The 20021-nt window shown below is 68.8% G+C and carries 18 protein-coding genes; 5 read left to right on the forward strand and 13 right to left on the reverse strand.

Annotation, left to right across the window (positions count from 1 at the left end; all coding sequences use genetic code 11):
- Positions 1 to 583: 583 nt before the first annotated feature.
- From katG to pqqA, 10 genes are all read right to left on the reverse strand, one after another.
- Positions 584 to 2818 (reverse strand): catalase/peroxidase HPI, encoded by a 2235-nt coding sequence (gene katG, locus R4I43_RS03600; RefSeq protein ID WP_324264054.1) that lies wholly within the window; start codon positions 2816 to 2818, stop codon positions 584 to 586.
- A gap of 23 nt (positions 2819 to 2841) precedes the next feature.
- Complete coding sequence (locus R4I43_RS03605; protein WP_324264055.1) at positions 2842 to 4242, reverse strand: DNA-binding protein; 1401 nt, start codon at positions 4240 to 4242, stop codon at positions 2842 to 2844.
- 821 nt (positions 4243 to 5063) lie between these two features.
- Positions 5064 to 6461, reverse strand: coding sequence for an ATP-dependent 6-phosphofructokinase (locus R4I43_RS03610; protein ID WP_324264056.1), 1398 nt, complete (start codon positions 6459 to 6461; stop codon positions 5064 to 5066).
- 123 nt (positions 6462 to 6584) lie between these two features.
- Entirely contained in the window at positions 6585 to 7583 is a 999-nt protein-coding gene (gene glpX, locus R4I43_RS03615; RefSeq protein ID WP_324264057.1) for a class II fructose-bisphosphatase, read from the reverse strand.
- Positions 7584 to 7732: 149 nt separating this feature from the next.
- Complete coding sequence (gene hxlB, locus R4I43_RS03620) at positions 7733 to 8338, reverse strand: 6-phospho-3-hexuloisomerase (RefSeq protein WP_324264058.1); 606 nt, start codon at positions 8336 to 8338, stop codon at positions 7733 to 7735.
- A gap of 461 nt (positions 8339 to 8799) precedes the next feature.
- Complete coding sequence (pqqE, locus tag R4I43_RS03625) at positions 8800 to 9888, reverse strand: pyrroloquinoline quinone biosynthesis protein PqqE (protein ID WP_324264299.1); 1089 nt, start codon at positions 9886 to 9888, stop codon at positions 8800 to 8802.
- A 13-nt stretch (positions 9889 to 9901) separates the two neighbouring features.
- Positions 9902 to 10210: a pyrroloquinoline quinone biosynthesis peptide chaperone PqqD gene (pqqD, locus tag R4I43_RS03630; RefSeq protein ID WP_324264059.1), complete on the reverse strand. Its 309-nt coding sequence runs from the start codon at positions 10208 to 10210 to the stop codon at positions 9902 to 9904.
- A complete protein-coding gene (pqqC, locus tag R4I43_RS03635; protein ID WP_324264060.1) occupies positions 10182 to 10889 on the reverse strand; it encodes a pyrroloquinoline-quinone synthase PqqC in 708 nt (235 codons plus the stop codon). The genes pqqD and pqqC overlap by 29 nt, the downstream gene beginning before the upstream one ends.
- Complete coding sequence (gene pqqB, locus R4I43_RS03640) at positions 10873 to 11784, reverse strand: pyrroloquinoline quinone biosynthesis protein PqqB (protein WP_324264061.1); 912 nt, start codon at positions 11782 to 11784, stop codon at positions 10873 to 10875. Before pqqB ends, pqqC begins: the two co-directional genes overlap by 17 nt.
- Before the next feature lie 119 nt (positions 11785 to 11903).
- Complete coding sequence (gene pqqA / locus R4I43_RS03645) at positions 11904 to 11999, reverse strand: pyrroloquinoline quinone precursor peptide PqqA (protein ID WP_324264062.1); 96 nt, start codon at positions 11997 to 11999, stop codon at positions 11904 to 11906.
- Positions 12000 to 12674: 675 nt separating this feature from the next.
- Between pqqA and hxlA the strand changes: the two genes are divergently transcribed.
- The 5 genes from hxlA to R4I43_RS03670 all read left to right on the forward strand — a co-directional run bounded on the left by hxlA (position 12675) and on the right by R4I43_RS03670 (position 17347).
- Positions 12675 to 13301 carry a 3-hexulose-6-phosphate synthase gene (gene hxlA, locus R4I43_RS03650; RefSeq protein WP_324264063.1) on the forward strand — a complete coding sequence of 209 codons (627 nt, stop codon included), beginning with the start codon at positions 12675 to 12677 and terminating at the stop codon, positions 13299 to 13301.
- Positions 13302 to 13552: 251 nt separating this feature from the next.
- Complete coding sequence (gene rpe / locus R4I43_RS03655; protein ID WP_324264064.1) at positions 13553 to 14296, forward strand: ribulose-phosphate 3-epimerase; 744 nt, start codon at positions 13553 to 13555, stop codon at positions 14294 to 14296.
- 63 nt (positions 14297 to 14359) lie between these two features.
- Entirely contained in the window at positions 14360 to 14632 is a 273-nt protein-coding gene (locus R4I43_RS03660; protein WP_324264065.1) for a hypothetical protein, read from the forward strand.
- 72 nt (positions 14633 to 14704) lie between these two features.
- A complete protein-coding gene (gene tkt, locus R4I43_RS03665; protein ID WP_324264066.1) occupies positions 14705 to 16828 on the forward strand; it encodes a transketolase in 2124 nt (707 codons plus the stop codon).
- A gap of 48 nt (positions 16829 to 16876) precedes the next feature.
- Positions 16877 to 17347, forward strand: a complete 471-nt coding sequence (locus R4I43_RS03670) for a ribose-5-phosphate isomerase (RefSeq protein WP_324264067.1) — start codon at positions 16877 to 16879, stop codon at positions 17345 to 17347.
- Positions 17348 to 17353: 6 nt separating this feature from the next.
- Here R4I43_RS03670 and R4I43_RS03675 read toward each other — a convergent pair whose 3' ends face one another.
- The 3 genes from R4I43_RS03675 to R4I43_RS03685 form a co-directional block, all read right to left on the reverse strand.
- Positions 17354 to 18061 carry a GPR1/FUN34/YaaH family transporter gene (locus tag R4I43_RS03675; RefSeq protein ID WP_324264068.1) on the reverse strand — a complete coding sequence of 236 codons (708 nt, stop codon included), beginning with the start codon at positions 18059 to 18061 and terminating at the stop codon, positions 17354 to 17356.
- A 355-nt stretch (positions 18062 to 18416) separates the two neighbouring features.
- Positions 18417 to 19205, reverse strand: a complete 789-nt coding sequence (locus tag R4I43_RS03680) for an ABC transporter permease (protein WP_324264069.1) — start codon at positions 19203 to 19205, stop codon at positions 18417 to 18419.
- Entirely contained in the window at positions 19198 to 20004 is an 807-nt protein-coding gene (locus R4I43_RS03685) for an ABC transporter ATP-binding protein (protein WP_324264070.1), read from the reverse strand. Before R4I43_RS03685 ends, R4I43_RS03680 begins: the two co-directional genes overlap by 8 nt.
- Positions 20005 to 20021 lie beyond the last annotated feature (17 nt).

A 20021-nucleotide genomic window follows, 5' to 3' on the forward strand; every position in this document is an offset into this window, starting at 1 on the left:
CTGCGCGCTGATGCGCTGTTCCCTCCCACAGGCACTTGCTGGCTCGGCAACGACATTTCGATTCTTCGTCCGCCGGTTCCGAGTACCGACCGATTAACCTGTGATACTCCGGAATTTTACGGTGACGTGCACCGCACCGGAAGGGTTTACCGCTAACTCGGCCAGCTGCACCGCTCGCACTGAATCAGCTACCGCCCAACCGCATCACCCTCTCCGATACCGGGGTATCGCGTCCCGCCTCGACCGCCGAGCAAGCGAAAAGCACCCGAAACCCCGTCGGTCCAGCGGTCCTCAACCTGCCCAGACCGCGCGCTCGCACCTCGGGCAACGGCGGGCCCCCGCCGAGTTGATGCGATTTCCCCGCTGCGCGGGTAATCGCTGCACCTCGGTGCCGGAATCCAGTCGCGGTCCGCACCTTTGAACCTCCCTGATCCCGTCCACGCGGCGTTCAACACCGCCCGAACGCCAAATGGCACATCGCGGCAGTCGATGCGCGGCGAGGTGTTCCCGCCGACGTCGTTTCGGAATGGGTTGATAGACGTTTTCGTGCTTCCCGGAACTCGGTCCGGTTGATCGCAACTCCTCAGCGGATGTCGAACCGGTCCAGGTTCATGACCTTGTCCCACGCGGCCACGAATCGATGCACGAAGTCCTCCTGCTCGGCCGCGTAGTGCTCGGCCAGCGCCCGCAACTCGGAGTGCGAGCCGAAGACGAGGTCGACCCGGCTCGCGGTCCACCTGGGTTCGCCGGTCTCGCGATCGCGCCCCTCGAAGCGGTGGGGAAAGGCGTGCTTCGGCGACGTGGCGACCCATTCGGTGCGCATGTCGAGCAGGTTGACGAAGAAGTCGTTGCTCAGCGTTCCCGGCCGGATGGTCAGCACGCCCATCTGCGAGCCCCGGTGGTTGGCGCCCAGCACGCGCAGCCCTCCGACGAGCGCGGTCATCTCCGGGGCGCTCAGCCTCAGCTGGTTCGCCCGGTCGACCAGCAGGTACTCGGCGGGCAACCGGGCGCCCGCTCCGAGGTGGTTGCGGAAGCCGTCCGCGCGGGGCTCGAGCGCGCAGAACGACTCCACGTCGGTCCACTCCTGGGCGGCGTCCGTGCGCCCCGGCGTGAACGGAACCTGAATGTCGTGGCCGGCCAGCGCCGCGGCGCGCTCCACCGCGGCGCAACCGCCGAGGACGATGAGATCGGCCAGTGACACCCGCTTCACCCCGGCCTGGTCGGTGTTGAACCGCTCCTGGATGCCTTCCAGCTCGGCGATCACCGGAGCGGTCATGTCGGGATCGTTGACGTCCCAATCGCATTGGGGGTGGAGCCGCAGGCGGGCGCCGTTGGCGCCGCCGCGCTTGTCGCTGTCGCGGTAGGTCGACGCCGAGGCCCACGCGGTGAACACGAGCTGTGACACCGTCACGCCCGAGCTGAGGATGCGCTGCTTGAGGTCGGCGATGTCGGCGTCGTCGACGAGCTCGTGGTCGACCTCGGGGACCGGGTCCTGCCAGATCAGTCGTTCGGTGGGCACTTGCGGCCCGAGGTAGCGCTGGATCGGGCCCATGTCGATGTGGGTGAGCTTGAACCACGCGTGCGCGAAAGCATCGGCCAGCTCGTCCGGGCGAGCCAGGAACCGGCGGGCGATCCGCTCGTAGACCGGGTCCTCCTGCAGCGCGAGGTCGGTGGTGAGCATCGTCGGGGCGTGGGTCTTGTCCGGGTCGTGCGCGTCGGGAATCGTGCCGTGCCCTTGTCCCTCACGCGGAACCCACTGCCACAGCCCAGCGGGGCTGAGCTCCACATCCCACTCGTAGGCGAACAGGGTCTCCAGGAACCCGTTGTCCCACTGCGTCGGATTCGGCGTCCAGGTCCCCTCCAGCCCGCTGGAGATCGCATCGGCGCCCTTGCCCGTGCCGTGGGCGTTCCGCCAACCCAGGCCCTGGTCCTCCAGCGGTGCGCTCTCAGGATCAGCACCGAGGCTGCGGGTGACGTCAGCGGCCCCATGAGTCTTGCCGAAGGTGTGACCGCCGACGATCAGCGCGACGGTCTCCTCGTCGTTCATCCCCATGCGCCCGAACGTGGCCCGGATGTCGCGGGCCGAGGTGATCGGGTCGGGCAGCGTGGCCGGGCCCTGCGGGTCGACGTAGATCAACCCCATCTCGTCGGCAGCCAGTGGTTCTTCCAGGTCGCGCACGCCGGTGTGCCGCTCGTCGCCGAGCCAGGTGCGTTCGGGACCCCAGTAGACGTCGGCGTCCGGCTCCCACACGTCGGCTCGGCCGCCGCCGAAGCCCAGGGTGCGAAACCCCATCGACTCCAGCGCCCGGTTGCCGGCGAAGACCATCAGGTCCGCCCACGAGATGCTGCGGCCGTACTTCTGCTTGACCGGCCACAGCAACCGCCGCGCCTTGTCCAGGTTGCGGTTGTCCGGCCAGCTGTTGGTCGGCGCGAACCGCTGCATCCCCGACGCCGCACCACCCCGGCCGTCGCCGACGCGGTAGGTCCCGGCGCAGTGCCACGCCATCCGCAGCACCAGCGGACCGTAGTGGCCGAAGTCCGCGGGCCACCACTCCTGCGAGGTCGTCAGCACCCGATCCACATCACGCGCCAGCGCATCCAGATCGAGCTTGCCGAACTCGACGGCGTAGTCGAAATCCGCGCCCAACGGGTTGGCCGCGGGATGGTGCTTGGCCAGGATCTCCAGGTTGAGCCTGTGCGGCCACCAGTCACGGCTGTCCCCGCCCGCGACCGGGTGGTTGCGACCGCGCACCGCCTCCCGCTGCACGCTCTGGTCGTAGTTCCTGATGATCGCCACGGCATCCGGGTTCTCCGGCATGGAAGCTCCTCCCGATGTCTCCCTCAGATGCCCAGCGCCCGGCGCACCGCTGGAGCGTTGCGCCGGGAGACCGGCACCATCGTGCTCGCCTCGTTGTCCATCACCAGGGCCAATTCACCCTTGAAACCGCGCTCGACCTCCCGGATGCGGCTGAGGTTCACCACGAACTGGCGGTGCACCCGGAGGAAACCGGTTCCGCCCAGCTCCCTTTCGAGCTTGTCGAGCGCAGGCCGGTTCGCCCGCAAGCGACCTTGGTCGGTGGACAGCCACACGTCGTTGCCGTCGGACTCGGCGAAAGCGACCTCCGGCGGCCGCAGCAGCACCATCCGGTTCTCCCGCATCGCCACGATCCGCGACGCCTGGTCCTGGTCGTGAGCACCACCGCCACCTTCGGTCCGCGGCAGCTGCTCGCCCTCGTGCACCCCGAACGAGATCAGGTTGCCGACCAGGTGACCGGACAGGAAGACGGGCCGGATGGTGATCGGCGTCGGCTCATCGGCGAGATGGGTGAAGATCTGCGTCGAGCCGACCCAAGCGGGGTTGCACGCGGCCTGCTTGGCGGCATAGCGGGTGGCGCGGGTCAGCCCCGGCAGTCCCGGGTTCCACCTCATCGCGGGATCGGGTGCCGGGGTCGAGCTCGGGACGCCGAGCAGCACGCTGGCCGCATCATCGGCGATCACCACACGACCTGCGGGATCCACCGCGGCCAGCCCTCCGCTCGACCGCGACCTGGCGTGGTTGTAGGCCGCGACCAGCTCGGCGCCGGCGTCGCGAGCGCGACGTCGCAGCATGAACTGCGTCCTGCTGGCGGCGTTGCTCAGCCACGCACCCACGGGAGCAGGCAGATCGCTGCGCCAGCAGGAGATGTTGAGCACCGCGACCGGTTCCTTGGTCACCACGTCCCGCACGGCCACACCCGCGCAGGTCCAGTCGTGGAACGCCTGGCACCAGTGCTCCGCACCCCGGATCACCACCGGCGTGTGCGCCTCCAGCGCAGTACCCATGCCGTTGGTGCCGGTCGCGCCCTCCGACCAGCAGAACCACGGCGCCAGGTTGGCCTTGGCGGCGAAGGAGCGCGTGGCCTTGTCGCCCCACTCGGCCAAGACCCGACCACTGGCATCGGCGACGGTCACGACGCCACCGATCTTGCTCACGTCGTCCACCACGGAGGCCGCGCGGAAGCCCAGTTCGGCGAACACGACGCCGTGCTCGAGCGTGTGGTCGACATCCGTCGCGGCCTCCGGCGCTTCGGTCAGGTACGGGTCGACGCGGTACTGGTCCCGGCAGCGGTGCCAGGACAGCGCTACCTCGGGCCGCACGCCTCGGATGTCGTCCTCGCCCTGCACGAAGCGCTCCCACGCCCCGTACACCGTCGCCTTGCCCGCGTTGCGGGTCGGCGACTCGAGCCGGTGAATGTCTGCCATGTAAGACCGCCTTTGGTCCCCTGCCACACCGGCACGAATGCCGGTGTGGGAAACGCTCATGTCGTAGTGCGCACGGGCCCCGAATCGCTGCTCGGGTTTCGAACACGGACCGCTGGCCCACTCGGACGCGCCACGAGAACTGAGCGGCAAGCCAAGTGCGAATTGCCGCGGTTCGTCGCACGACACGTGACCGCCCACGCGGCGTGCGGCGAACCGAACGCGAAATCCACGGCATTCCGCGCTTCAGTTTTCATGACATCGTGGCGAAAGTTACGTGGCTTCAGATTTGCCGTGCAAGGAAAGCGCAACGACCGCTGGCGAACGGCGCACGAACGGCAGCCACACGACAACCAGCGGTGGTCTGGGTCACCCTGCAGCGCCGGAGACCGCCGACCGGGATTGGTCTGAACCGCCACGGTCCCACCAGGCGACCACCGACCGAGAGGTGCTGCCCCAGCCACGACCCGTTCATGCTGCTCAGCCGCCGTCCGAGCCCCTCGAGGGGCTGCCCGAGGGCCGACCGCTCCGCAGCCGACGGCCACGCGACCGCCGGGGGCCAGTGCCGACGTCGCTCTGGTGACGCCGAAAAACGGCACTCCGATACCGCTGATGCGCATTCCAGGGGATCCCGAACGAGTACCGGCCCCGGGAAAAGCGCCGCATCCGATCCTGCGGACAAGGTCGGCAGGAACGGAATTGAAGATCGCCGGATTCTCGCACATGCGCGGAGCATTTCTCCAGCACGAAATGAGAACTCGCCCACGACCGAATCCCGTCGCTGAGCCGACGCCCGGAAGAACCGCCGGCTCGCCACCGCCGCCCTACCGGACCGCGGTCGACCGGCACACGCCTCGACCGCCGAGATCGATGTCGAGCGGGTCGCAGGTTCGGGGCTGAACGAGCTGCCCGGTCGCTTCGAGCACCGACATCCACAGATCGCCGTCCGGATCGACCTGGTTGCGATGGCTGATGATCAACGGCATCGGCACGTGCACGAAGCGCCGCCGCCAGCGCACGACCGCCGTTTCCGTGCGACCGGCCATCGCCGCGTGCACCGCTGCATGGGCCAAGCGCAGGCAGTAGACGCTGTCGTAGGCGTTCGCGGTGACGCTGCGGATGGCGTAGCTCGGATCGATGTAGCGGATCGTGGGAGCCAGACCGACCTCGGTGAGGTGAGCGGTGATGCTCTCCCGCAGCAGCGCCCCGATGTCACCCAGCTTGGCGTTGCCGGAGGCATCCGTGGCGTCCTCGAGCAGGCCGCGCTGCTCGAGGAGGTCCTGGCCCGCCCCCTCGGCGGCCACGATCACCACGAAGCCCTTGGCGCGCACGTGCCGCTCGACGCGGGCCAACAGGCCGTCCGGCCCCTCGAGGACGAACGGCACCTCCGGGATCAGCACGATGTCCGCGGCGTTGCGAGCCAACGAGGCGTAGCAGGCGATGAACCCGGAATGCCGTCCCATCAGCTTCACGATGCCGATGCCGTCCGGACTGGCCGCGGCCTCGACCGACACCGAGGAGATGAAGTTGGCCGCCTGGGCGAACGCGCTCTGGAACCCGAAGGACTGGTCGGTGTAGGGCAGGTCGTTGTCGATCGTCTTCGGGACCCCGATGACCGCGATGTCGAGACCGCGCGCCCTGATCGCCGCGGCCAGGCGCGTCGCGGCGCGCATGCCCCCGTCACCACCGATGACGAACAGGACGTTGATGCCCCGCAGCACGAGGCTGTCGACCATCTCGTCGGCGTCCTGCGCACCGCGCGAACTGCCCAGGATGGTGCCACCCGCGTTGTGGATGTCGCGGACGCGATCGGGCGTGAGCTCGATGGTGTCGTTGCAGCGTTCGGCCGTCATCCCGCGAAAACCGTTGCGGAAGCCCAAGATGCGCTTGACCTCGTAGTGCACGGTCAGTTCTTGGACCAGGCCCCGGATCACGTCGTTGAGGCCCGGGCACAGCCCACCGGCGGTGACGATGCCCGCCGTGACGTGAGCCGGATCGAAGTAGATCTTCCGGCGCGGCCCGGCGGCTTCGAAGCTCGGAAGCCGGTCGGGCGGGAGGCCGTGCTCGGCGAGCATGGACACGGTGTCTTCGAGCAGAACCCGGTCGCCTTCCGCGACGTAGTGCGGAGAGGTCTTCTTGGCGGCGAGCATCTCGGAGAACGGTGAGTCGTAGTGACACTCACCGAGGTGGCGAACGCGCAGGTCGTCCAGGTGCAATGTCACCGGATCTCCTCAAACGTGATGGCCGTAATGGCGTGGCCGGCAAAATGAGTGCTGTGGACGGTCGAAAACCGCCCACGAGGCCGCCATCCGCAGGACGCGGCCGGCCCACCGCGGGGCGTGCGATCAGCTGGGAACGCTGATCGTCCCCGGACAGGACCCGAAGGTGGTGTGCGCGACGCGGCGCACCTGCCCCCTGGAGATCAGGAGGGACTCCGCGACAACCGCTCCGTCGGTTTCCCGGGGCCGGCTCAGCAGCGATCCGCTGGTGACGCCGGTCGCGGCGAAGAGGGCATCGCCGCTGACGAGTTCGTCGCAGGTGTAGATGCGGTCGAGGTCCATGCCCGCCGCGCGGATCGCCTCGGCCTCCTCAGCGCGTTGCGGCGCGAGACGACCGAGCATGTCACCTCCGAGCCCGCGAACCGCTGCGGCGGTCATCACCCCCTCGGGCGTGCCACCGACCCCGAGGAGGAGGTCGGCGTCGCCGGTCGGCAGGAGCACCTCGAGACTTCCCCCGACATCACCTTCGGCGGGCGTGTGCACCGCCGCGCCCGCGCGCAGCACCCGCGCGATCAGGTCCTGATGCCGCGGTTTGTCCATGATGACCACGCGCAGCTCGCCCACCTTCTTGCCGAGAGCGCCCGCGACGTTGGCCAGCGTGCGCTCAGGGGAGTCGGCGAGGTCGACCACGCCCTTCGCCGGGGGCGGTACCACGATCTTGTCCATGTAGAACCCGGGGCCGGGCGACCACAGGGTCCCGGATTCGGCGAAGGCGATCGTGGCCATCGCACCGGGGAGGTTCTTCGCGCAGAACGAGGTGCCCTCGAGGGGGTCCACTGCGATGTCGAAGTCCGGACCGAGACCGTTGCCCACGGATTCCCCGTTGTACAGCATCGGGGCCTCGTCCTTCTCCCCTTCCCCGATGACGACCGTGCCTCGCCCCGGAGCGCCGGCCAACACCTCGCGCATGGCCTCGGTGGCCACGCCGTCGGCAGCCTTCTTGTCGTGCCTGCCGACCCAGGCCTGGCTGGCCAGCGCAGCCTTGTGCGTGGCCGCCAGCGCGACCGATTCCAGCGTGTGGACATCGGTGCGAGTTCGCGGCGCGAGCTCAGTTCGACCCTGCATCTCAGGCTCCTCGAATTGTCTGTTGCCTCAATTGCGGCAGAAGGATCACGGAGTTGACCGGCCCTGCGATCAGCACAGGATCGCCCGCGCACGACCACGCGCGATGTCGAATCGAATCGATGAATTCCTCGCGATTCCCCGGGCGCTGCTCACTCGAGATTCGCGTGGAGGCGCCACAAGTCGCGGGCCTGAATTCCGCTGGACCTCCACAACGCGTGGAACAGGGCGTCGGTGAGCAGCAGAACGGACTGCTCGAACAGGCTGCCCGCGTACTGGTTGGAGGCCGTCCCGTCGAAATCCTGCTTGTCCGCAGCCGGGATCACCAGCACCTCGGTCGCGGCCTTGGCCAACGGGGAATCAGCGGCGGTGGTCAGCGCCACCACGTTCGCACCTTGCTTGCGCGCGGTCTCGGCAGCCCGCACCACTCGGGACGTGGAGCCCGACCCCGATGCCGCCACCAACACGTCGCCCGAACCGATCGCAGGGGCCGTCGTCGCGCCCACGACGTGCGCGGACAGCCCGAGGTGCATGAACCGCATCGCGGCCATCTGCAGGGCGAGACCGCTGCGCCCGGTGCCGACGGTGAACACCGCCGGCGCCTTGAGCAACATCGCTCCGGCCCGCGCCCACGCCGCCGGTTGGATGGCCCTGCAGACCCGTTCCACCTCGGTGCTGATGGCCAGCGTCGCGTAGTTGAAAAGGGGCGGATTGAGCTTCTCGCCCATATTCCGATCAGCAGTACCCGTGTCGGTCATCGCGACACCCTCCACTCGTCGGTCGGATCTGTTCATCAGTTCAGCGCGACCACGGAGTCGCGGCCGCACATGGCAGAGATCAATTGCTCGATGGTCACCGAGGAGATCGGCGGTGCGAGCCGCTCGTTCCTCGGATCCGCGGCTTTTTGCGCCGCAGCACGAACGAATTCTGGTTCATGAGACTGCACGGATCTGTACGTCTACGTCAACGTCGCGGTCACGAACAGATACCCGGGTCGCACGAACGGTTTTGAAACCCGCTCAAACGGGTCTGAGGAATGTCGGTGCGCGAACATGATTCCCATCCGCGAGAACGCGATGCTGATCTACGACTGGACGGCGACGACGTCCCGGACGTGGAAAGCGGCGGCCCCGGGCCGGCTTGAGGGGAATGCCCGGCCCGGGGTCGCCGCCGTCTTGTACCGCACCTCAGGTGCGGAGGGGGTGCTGTGCCTGCGGCCCTACCGCTGGTCGCGCGGGTGCGGCCTGGGGATGAGCTCGCCGACCACGACACGCTCGTCCTCGTTGACCGCGCGGATGGCCTCGTCGACGAGCCCGCGATCCGGCGAGAGGTGGCAGATCGGGTCGGTGCGCGAGGCGTCACCGGTCATCTGGAAGGCCTGGCAGCGGCAGCCGCCGAAGTCCTCGTCCCGGCGCACGCAACTGCGGCACAGCTCCGGCATCCAGTCGACACCGCGGAACGCGTTGAACAGCGGTGATTCCCGCCAGATCCAGGCCAGCGAGTGCTCGCGCACGCTCGCGCGCGGCAGCGGCAACGACTGCGCGGTCGGGCACGGCAACGCATCCCCGTTCGGCGCCACCGTCAGCTGCCGCTGCGCCCACCCGCCCATGCACGCCTTCGGGTAATCGCTGTAGTAGTCCGGCAGCACGTGGATGATCTCCATGCCCTGCAGCCGTTCGCGCTGTTCGCGCACGATCCGCTCGGATCGTTCCAGCTGCGCGCGGCTGGGCAGCAGGGCATCACGATTGCGCCACGCCCAGCCGTAGTACTGGGTGTTGGCCAGCTCGACCCGGTCGGCGTCGAGCTGCTCCGCCAGTTCGAGGATCTCGCCGATCCGATCGATGTTCTGGCGGTGCAGCACCACGTTCAACGTCAGCGGCCAGCCCAGTTCCTTGACCAGCCGCGCCGCCTCGGCCTTGCGCGCGAACGACGCCGTGCCCGCGATGCGGTCGGAACTGGCCGGTTCATCGGCCTGCACGCTGATCTGCACGTGGTCCAACCCGGCCGCGCGGAGGTCTTCGGCGCGACGGCGCGACAGACCGAGCGCGCTGGTGATCAGGTTCGTGTACATCCCGAGATCGGTGCCGAAGCGCACGATCTCGACCACGTCGCGACGCTGCAGCGGTTCCCCGCCGGACAGGTGCAGCTGCAGCACGCCCAGCGCGCGCGCTTCGCCGATCACCCGCTTCCAGTCCTCCGTGGACAGCTCGTCGCGGTAGTCGGCGAGGTTGAGCGGGTTCGAGCAGTACGCGCAGTGCAGCGGGCACGCGTAGGTCAGCTCCGCCAGCAGGCCGAACGGACTGGGCATCGTGCTCGGAGTGTCAGTCATCATCGATCTCCACGCATCGCTTGGCGGCGAGGTGACCGAGGAACGCCCGCACCTCACCGGGTTCAGCGCCGGCGAAGCGCTCCTGCAGCTGCGCGACGATCCCGCCGAGGTCCCGCCGTCCGTCGCAGAGCTGCAGGATCGCCGCGCCGGTCGGGTTCAGCACCCGCACGGACTCGGGGCCCAGCAGCACGTGCTGCCCGCGCACCTCGTCGAAGGTCAGCCGCAGAGCGGCCGCCAAGCGGGGGCGCGCCGAGTCCGGCATCCGGGCCGGTTCAGCCTGGGTAGGCTTGGTCGATGGCATCGAGCATGCTCCAGAGGACGTCGCACTTGAACGACAGGGCCGCGACCGCGCGCTCGCGCTGATCGTCCGAGCGGCACCACTCGGTCACCAGCTGCAGCGCGTGCTCGGAGTCGCGCGGGGCCTGGTGCAGCCGGTTGCGGAAGTAGGTCAGCCCCTCGCCCTCGACCCAGGTGTAGTACCGCTCGAACGCGGCGAGCCGCTCGCTCATCAGGTCCGGCGCGAACAACTCGGTCAGCGAGGAGGCCACGGCTTCGGCGCACGGCCGCGTGCGGGTGAATGTCACGTAGGCGTCCACCGCGAACCGCACCCCGGGTACCACGTGCCGCTCGTCGCGCACTTCCGCGCGGCTGAGCCCCACTGCTTCGGCCAGCCGCAGCCACGCCTCGATTCCGCCGGGGTCCGAAGCGGTGCCGTCGTGGTCGAGGATGCGGCCGATCCAGCGGCGCCGGAACTCCGGGTCCGGGCAGTTCGACAGGATCGCCGCGTCCTTGAGCGGAATGCACTGCTGGTAGTGGAACCGGTTGGCCACCCAGCCGCGGATCTGCTCGCGGCTGAGCTCGCCCCGGTTCATCCGCAGGTGGAAGGGGTGCTGGTGGTGGTAGCGCCGCGCGTTGGCCCGCAGCGCTGCCACGAACTCCTCGGTGCCCGCAGGCGCCTGTGTCTCATCGAGTGCTGTCATGGTGGAACCGCACCTCCATCCCGTCGGTTGCGACCTCGAACCCGCGCCGCTCGACCTCGCGCCGCTCGGGCGAGTCCTCCAGCAGCACCGGGTTGGTGTTGTTCAGGTGCACGTAGATCTTCCGCTCCGCGCGCAGGTCGGCGAGCCGTTCCAAGCTTCCGCCGGGGCCGCTCATCGGCACGTGCCCCATCTCCCGCGAGGTCTTGCTCGCCAGGCCCAGGCGCGGCATCTCGTCGTCGCGCCAACACGTCCCGTCGACGAACACGCAGGAGCAGTCCTGCAGCTGCGCGAGCACCTCGTCGGTGATCTCCTGCACCCCGGGCAGCAACGCCACCGCCCGCCCGGAGCCGACGTCGGTGATGCGGTACCCCACCACCCTGCCCGGTCCGCGTTCGGTGCCGAACCGGGATCGCTTGGTGGTGGGCACGTCGAAAGCCCGGTACGTCAACCCGTTTCCGAGCGGCACGTCCGCACCCGGCACGACCTCGCGCCACTGCACCGGGCAGTACGCGCGCACCGTCGGCAACACCGAGTTGCCCTCGCGCAAGGTGTCGTGGACCGATGCGGTGGTGTGCAGTTGCCAAGACCGGGCCTCGCGCAGCAACAGCAGGCCCAACGAGTGGTCCAGCTCGGCGTCGGTGAGCAGCACCGCCCGCAACGGTGTAGCCCTGGCTCCATCCGGGCGCAGGGCCGGCGTCGCCTCGATCTGGGCGCGCACGTCCGGCGAGGCGTTGATCAGGACCCACTGCTCGCCATCGGCGCTGACCGCCAACGAGGACTGCGTGCGCGGCGAGCAGGGGCGGGAACCGTCCCGGACGGCACGGCAACCCGGGCACCCGCAGTTCCACTGCGGGAAACCGCCCCCTGCCGCCGAACCCAGCACACGCACCAGCACGCCAACTCCTGCTCCTCTGAAGGGACCACCGCGACCGCTGCGGGGGCGCCGTGGACACCGGATGCCCGGTGCCCACGGTCACCGCGATCACGTTCGGACCCGCCCACCGGCGGGCGGGCTCACTCCTCGACCTGGGCGACGTACATCGTCACCTCAGCCGCGCACCCGATTTCCTCGAACCGGGGCGATTCCCACTGCGGGATTCCGGACTCCATTGCCACACCTCCTCTCGAGATTCGACGGCAAGGTTCTCGCTGACCCCCAGGTGGTTCACCACGGCCAGCGCTCAGGCCGAACTGGCAACGCCCGGAGACGATGCCGAAAGCCGCAGCACTCCGCTGCTTCCCAGTGATCGGGGCCGTGCGAGAAGAGCTGTGGAGACACGTCTCTTCAGGAGATCAGAAGTTCACAGCGCCTCGTGCGCTTTCAACGGACGCACAATCAGCAGCTCCACCGGAATCGCAGCCCGGCCACCCGACTATTTCGCGGTGAGCGCCGGAAGGATCATACGTTGGCGTCCACGCGGATCGCAACACCATTCTTCGCACTTCATCGAATTGCCACCTGGGACTTTCTCCCGACCGTCTGTGCCGCAATGGCATCCGTTCGTTCCGCGCTGGTTGACTAGACGTACAGATCCGTGCAGTGTCACAGGCCGTTGCCCGTTCCGGTTCCGACAGAAATGCGGAGCCCAGGAAGGGCGGCCGAAGGAATCAATGAACGGTACCCGTCGAGCGACGTTGTGATCTGCTAACCATTCTGTCCGGAATCCGGAAACAGGAAGCCGACTCCGGCCGGTTTTCGATGCTCGCCGCGTTGTGGATCTCGACGCAGGTCATCCGTGCCCCACCACCGGAATCCACCGATCATCACCGATGAGGAGAAATACCGTGAAGCTGCAGGTAGCACTGGACGTCGCCAAACTCGACCAGGCGCTGACCCTGGCCCGTCAGACCGCCGAGTACGTGGACATCCTCGAGCTGGGCACGCCGCTGATCAAGGCCGAAGGACTTGACGCGATCACCGCGATCAAGGCCGCCCACCCCGACAAGCTGGTCTTCGCCGACATGAAGACCGCCGACGCCGGTGAGCTGGAGGCCGACCTCGCCTTCACGGCGGGAGCGGACCTGGTCACCGTGATGGGTGCGGCCGACGACGACACCGTGCGAGGTGCCGTGGCCGCCGGTCGCAAGCACGGCAAGGACGTCGTCGCCGACATGATCACCATCGTCGACGACCGGGTCGCCCGCATTCGCGAGGTGTCCAAGCTGGGCGTTTCCTTCGTGGAGATCCACGCCGGGCTCGACGAGCAGGCCAAGCCCGGCTACACGATCGATTCGCTGCTCGATGACGGCAAGCAGGCCGGCGTCCCGTTCTCGATCGCCGGCGGCATCACCGCCGCCTCCATCAAGGCGGTGCAGGATTCCGGGGCGACCGTGGCGGTGGCCGGCGGGGCGATCCGCAGCGCCGAGGACCCCGCGGCGGCGGCGAAGGCCCTCAAGAGCCTCATTCGCTGACCGACCCGGAACCGGTTTCGAGCACGAGGTGTCAGGGGGCCGGGGCATTTCTCCGCGGCCCCCTGACACCCGTTCCGGTCCGCTTCAGCGGAAACGGCCCGAATTCGGGTCTGCCGGAAACCAATCATTTCGCGATCACGAAAGACATGCCATCACGGCTGTTGCCCGGCTGGACGCGTTGTCCGGAGTTGTCCCTCTCCGCCGGGAATCGGGAACAGCAATTCCGGACACATGATCGGGAGGAGCGCTTGATGGTGGACGAGCCGAACAGGACGCTGCGCGCAGAACCACGGCATTCCGCACCGAGTTGGTCGTTGACGAAGCCGGTGATCGTCGGTTCGGTCCTCGGCGCGGACTACGCGCGCCTCGGTGATGAGGTCGCCGACCTCACCGACGCGGGCGTGGGCCGCATCCAGTGGGACGTCATGGACAGGCGCTTCGTCCCCAACATGACCTTCGGCCCGGACGTCGTGGCCGCGTGCCGCGACTACAGCTCCCTGCCGTTCGAGGCCCACCTCATGGTGCAGGACCCGGACCCGGTGATCTCCGAGTTCGTCGCCGCCGGCTGCGAGACCGTCATCGTGCACGCCGAGACCTGCGCGCACCTGCACCGCACGCTGTCCACGATCCGCGACCTCGATGCGAAAGCCGGGGTCGCCGTCAACCCGTCGACCCCGCTCGACTTCGTCCGCCACGTGCTCGACCGGATCGACCAGATCGTGATCATGACGGTCAACCCCGGCTTCGGCGGGCAGAAGTACATCGCCGCGATGGAGGACAAGGTCGCGGAGATGCGCGCGCTGGTCGACTCGTCCGGCAGCCCGGTGAAGATCGAGGTGGACGGCGGGATTTCGACCACCACCGCGCGGAACGCCTGGTACGCGGGAGCAGAACTCCTCGTCGCCGGTTCGGCCGTGCTGTCCCACCCGCACGGGAAGCGAACGGCCGTGGCCGAGCTGCACGCCGCCATGACCCGGTCGGCGTCCGCGTCCTGATCGACCGATCTGCTCCGCCGCGGAGTGCACCGCGAACGCGCCGTGAGTGAAAGGGGAAGTCAGATGGAGACCTTCAACAGCCAGCGGGATTTGCACGAGGCTCAACGCTCCCTGCTGCTCGACGCCGCGGCGGTGATGCGGCGGCGCTACGGGCGCGGCATCGGCCTCGACCACAGCATGTCCCCGACCACAGCAGAGCGCCTGGCCACCGTCTTCGAGGGCATCGCCCGGGCCGAGCCCGCGCTCGACAAGGCCGACCGGAACGAAGCGATCGCCTTGGCGCATCGCTTGGTCGACGACGACCACCCCGAGCACTCGCGGATGTGGCCCGCCTGAAGCGGCCACGTCCCCACGCCGAACCCCCTCCCGAAGCACCGCGAGCAACCAGACCACCAGGAGTGCGCGTCCATGATCGCGAACGAAACCACCTCCCAGTACCGCGTGAGCGACGAGCTCGACCGCTTGACCAAGGCACACGTTCCCGACGACTGGACCGAACTGGACCGGCGGGCGATCGACACCGCGCGCGTGCTGGCCGCCGACGCGGTGGAGAACTGCGGAAGCGGCCACCCGGGCACCGCGATGAGCCTCGCGCCCGCCGCCTACACGCTGTTCCACCACGTCATGCGGCACGACCCGAACGATCCGCAGTGGCTCGGTCGCGACCGCTTCGTGCTCTCAGCGGGTCACTCGAGCCTGACGCTGTACGTGCAGCTGTTCCTCTCCGGCTACGGCCTGGAGGTCGAGGACCTCAAGCAGCTGCGCAAGTGGGGCTCGCTGACCCCGGGCCACCCGGAGTACGGGCACACCAAGGGCGTGGAGACCACCACCGGCCCGCTGGGGCAAGGGTTGGCCAACGCGGTGGGCATGGCGATGGCCGCACGCCGCGAGCGCGGACTGCTGGACCCCGAAACCGCTCCTGGCGACAGCGTTTTCGACCACCACATCTACGTGATCGCCTCCGACGGCGACATCGAGGAAGGCGTGACCTCCGAGGCCTCCTCGCTGGCCGGCACGCAGCAGCTGGGCAACCTCACGGTCATCTACGACGCCAACGACATCTCCATCGAGGACGACACGAAGATCGCGCTGTCCGAGGACACCGCCAAGCGCTACGAGGCCTACGGCTGGCACGTGGTCACCGTCGACGGCGGCGAGTGCATCACCGGCATCCTCGATGCGCTCAAGGCCTCCCGCGCCGAGACCGAGCGCCCGACCCTGATCGTGCTGCGCACGGTCATCGGCTACCCGGCGCCGACGAAGATGAACACCGGCAAGGCCCACGGCGCCGCGCTGGGCGCCGACGAGCTCGGCGAGGTCAAGAAGCTGCTGGGCTTCGACCCGGAGCAGTCCTTCCAGGTCGACGACGCGGTGCTGGAGCACACCCGCGCCGCCGCCGAACGAGGCAGAGCCGCCCGGGAGAAGTGGCAGATCGCCTTCGACTCGTGGGCGGCCGACAACCCGCAGCGCAAGGCGCTGCTGGACCGGATGCAGGCCCGCGAGCTGCCGACCGGGTGGGCCGACGAACTGCCGAGCTGGGAGCCCGACGAGAAGGGCATCGCCACCCGCAAGGCCTCCGCAGAAGTCCTGGCGTCGCTGGCCGACGTGCTGCCGGAGCTGTGGGGCGGTTCGGCCGACCTGGCAGAGAGCAACAACACCACCATGAAGGGCGCGGACTCCTTCGGTCCCCAGGCCATCTCCACCGGCACCTGGAACGCCCAGCCCTACGGGCGCACGCTGCACTTCGGGATCCGCGAGCACGCGATGGGCGCGATCCTCAACGGCATCGCCCTGCACGGCGGCACCCGCCCCTACGGCGGCACGTTCATGGTCTTCAGCGACTACATGCGCCCGGCCGTGCGACTGGCGGCGCTGATGCACCAGCCGGTCATCTACGTCTGGACCCACGACTCGATCGGTCTGGGCGAAGACGGGCCGACGCACCAGCCGGTCGAGCACCTGTCCAGCCTGCGAGCCATCCCGGACCTGGCGATCGTGCGCCCGGCCGATGCCAACGAGACCGCCTTCGGGTGGAAGGCGATCCTGGAGAACACCGACGGGCCCGCAGGCCTGGCGCTGACCCGCCAGGAAGTGCCGGTCCTCGACGGCACGGACCCGCAGGGCGTCGCTCGCGGCGGCTACGTGCTCGCCGAGGCCTCCTCCGGCGCCCCCGAGGTGGTGCTGATCGCGACCGGCTCCGAGGTGCAGCTGGCCGTGGCCGCCCGGAATGCCTTGGAGGCCGAGGGCATCGCCGCTCGCGTGGTGTCCATGCCGTGCGTGGAGTGGTTCGAGGCGCAGGACGTCGCCTACCGCCGGCAGGTGCTGCCCCCGTCGGTGCGCGCCCGGGTCGCGGTGGAGGCGGGTGTGGCCCAGTCGTGGCACCGCTTCGTCGGCGACGCCGGCGAGATCATCTCCCTGGAGCACTTCGGTGCCTCGGCCGACTACAAGAGGCTCTACGCCGAGTTCGGCATCACCACCGAGGCGGTCACCGAGGCCGCGCGCCGCTCCGTGCGCGCAGTGCGGGCGGGCTGACGCCCTCGCGCCGCGACCATCGTCCCATTCACCGCGAAGGATTGTGCCGTGCGCATCTACGTAGGCTCCGATCACGCCGGTCTCGAGCTCAAGACCTACCTCGCCAAGAAGCTCTCCGACATCGGCCACGAGGTGACCGATGTCGGTCCCGCCACCTACGACGCCGAGGACGACTACCCACCGTTCTGCATCGACGCGGCTCGTCGCGTCGTGGCCGACGAGGGCAGTCTCGGCATCGTCATCGGCGGGTCCGGCAACGGGGAGCAGATCGCCGCGAACAAGGTCCCCGGCGCCCGCGCCGCGCTGATCTGGAACGTCCACATCGCCCGGCTCGCCCGCCAGCACAACAACGCGCTGCTGGCCGCCGTCGGTTCCCGGATGCACACGCTCACCGAGGCCGAACGCATCGTCCACGCGTTCCTCACCACGGAGTTCGAAGGCGGCCGCCACCAGCGCAGGATCGACCAGCTCGCGCACTACGAGTGCTCCGGCCAGCCGCCCGCGCTGCCGACGAGCTGACCGCGGTCAGCAGGACGAGGCGAAGCGCGGGGGGGGGGGGGCCCCCGCCCCGCGGGGCGGCGGTGGCCCGGCCCCAACCGGATGGCCGAGCGGCAGTCCCCGTCCTCCTGTCGCCACCGACATGACGTGGAAGAACAGGTAGCAACCCAGAGCGGCGAAGGTGAAGACCACGTACCCGCCGACGGCCTTCAGCTCCGTCGAATCCTGCACCGTCGCGACCAGGACGATCATCAGGGCAGCGGCGATCAACCCGAAGAGCAAGGTGTACGCGACCGGCAGGCGCAGCGTCGCCAGGGTCAGCAACGCCACGGTGACGAACCACGAGCTCAGGAAAAGACCTTGGGTGGCGGTTGCGCTCTCAGACGGCACCCCGAACCAGTCGTGGGTCAATCCGAGAACGAGGAATCCGTAGCTGAGCCAGAACCCGGAGAAGATTCCGAAGATGGACGCCACCGCGCTCTGGCCGATGCCGGCCGCCCACACCGCGGCGAGGAGTTGTCCTATTCCGGTGGCGGCGAGGATGATCGCCACCGGTGCTCCCACCGCTGCGGCGGGCACGAAGCCGACGAGGGTCATTCCGAGGGCGATCGAGCCGACGATGAAGGTGGGAACGCCGATCAGTGCGGGATCACCGGTCAGGGGACCCGGTGTCGGCTCGGGCTCCTGGGGCACGGGCGTTTCGCGGTGTGTTGTCGCTGCTTCCGATGCGGTCACGATCCGCTCCTTTGCGGTATTCGGGTGCGCGATTGCGCGGCGCCGCCCAGAGCCGGATTCAACAGTGCCTGATTCGCGTGGACGACGGCCGCTGACGGGACGTTCTCGGGAATCACCGAGATTCTCCAGATGGGAATGGTCCCGTGTGAAACATGCCACGTCCCGGTGGTTTCGGACAATGCGTTGGGAACGAGTGGAACCCGGATCAGCACGAAGGGATTCCTGCAGCACCCGAACGGCGATCGGTCGGCCTCCGCATTTTGCGCGGCGAAGAATTCCGTCCCTTTTCGCACTGCCATCGCGGATATGCCCGCCCGATTTCGGCTGACGCGATTGTCGAGATCAGGTCGGCAGCTCAGCGAACCAGCCTGCCCAGCAGCGCCGACGCCACCCCGGCCATCGCGGCTGCGGCGACCACCAGAACCGCGAAGTCCAGCCCCAGGTTCGCGGGCGTGCCGATGAGCAGGCCGCGCAGAGCGTCCACCTCGTAGCTCAGCGGGTTGACGGCGTTGACCACCCTCAGCCACTGCGGCATCAGATCCACCGGGTAGAGCGCGCTGGAACCGAAGAACAACGGCATCGTGATCGCCTGCCCGAGCCCCAGCAACCGATCCCGGGACAGCACCAGGCCCGCGATGGTGATCGACAAGCAGCAGAAGAACACCGAGGCGAGCACCACCACCGCGCACATGGCCAGCAACCGCACGGGATTCGCCGTGATCTCAACTCCCAGCACGACGGCGAGCACGAGCACCGCCAGGGCCTGGATCAGGGCGCGCACGCCGGCCGCGCACGCCTTGCCGCTCACGATCGCGATCCGCGGCGTGGGTGTGACCAGCAGTTTGGCCAAGATCCCGGCATCGCGCTCCCAGATGATCTGGATGCCGAAGAAGATCGCGATGAACAGCGCGGACTGGGCGACGATGCCCGGTGCGAGGTAGTCCAGGTACCGCACTCCCCCGGTCTGGAACGCCGGTGTCCGGCTGAACGTCGTGCCGAAGACGATCAGCCACAGCGCCGGTTGCACCGCCCGCGTCAGCAGCTCGGTGCGGTCGTGGCGCAGCTTCTGCAGCTCCACCAGGCACATCGTCATGATCCGCGAGCACATCAAGCGGACCGGGCCGCACCGCACGTGGTCAACCATGACGTGCGTCCCGTCGCGCAGCGCGGACCTGGCGCATCCCCTCCCCCGCATCACCGGCGAGCGTGCCGCCGGTCACCGCGCGGAAGGCGTCCTCCAGCGTCGCCTCCGGCCCCACGGCCGCGCAGAGGTCCCGCGGTGGCCCTTCGCTCCGTACCCGCCCGCGGTGCATGAAAGCCACCCGATCGCACCGCCTGTCGGCCTCCTCCATGTAGTGCGTGGTGATCAGCACCGTCATCCCCGTTGCGGCGCGCATGCGCTCGATGTGCTCCCACACGCCCGCCCGCGCGACGGGGTCGAGCCCGACCGTCGGCTCGTCCAGCACCAGCAGGCGCGGCGCGCTGACCAGCGCCTGCGCCAACTCGAGGCGTCGGATCAAGCCGCCGGAGTACGTGCTCGCGGTCCGCCCCGCGACCTCCTCCAGGCCGACCGCGCGCAGTGCCGCCTCCACCGCGGACCGCCGCTGCGCCCGGGGCACGTCGAACAGCCGCGCGAACAGCGCGACGTTCTCCCAGCCGCTCAGCGCCGAATCCGCGGAGAGCTGCTGCGGGACGTAACCGATCAACCTGCGGACGGCGAGCTTGCGCAGGTTGACGTCCACTCCGAAGACCTCGACCGCTCCGGTCGGTACCGGCAGCAGGGTCGAGATCATGCGGATCGTGGTCGTCTTCCCGGCTCCGTTGGGGCCCAGCAGGCCGAAGACAGTGCCCGGTTCGATGCTCAGCTCCACGCCGTCGACCGCCGCGGTGCGCCCGAAGCGGTAGCGCAGACCGGTGCAGCGCACGGCGGGTTCGCTCGTCATCGTTCCTCCTGCCGGCC

The organism is Saccharopolyspora mangrovi, assembly GCF_035320975.1.
Taxonomy (GTDB): Bacteria; Actinomycetota; Actinomycetes; order Mycobacteriales; family Pseudonocardiaceae; genus Saccharopolyspora; species Saccharopolyspora mangrovi.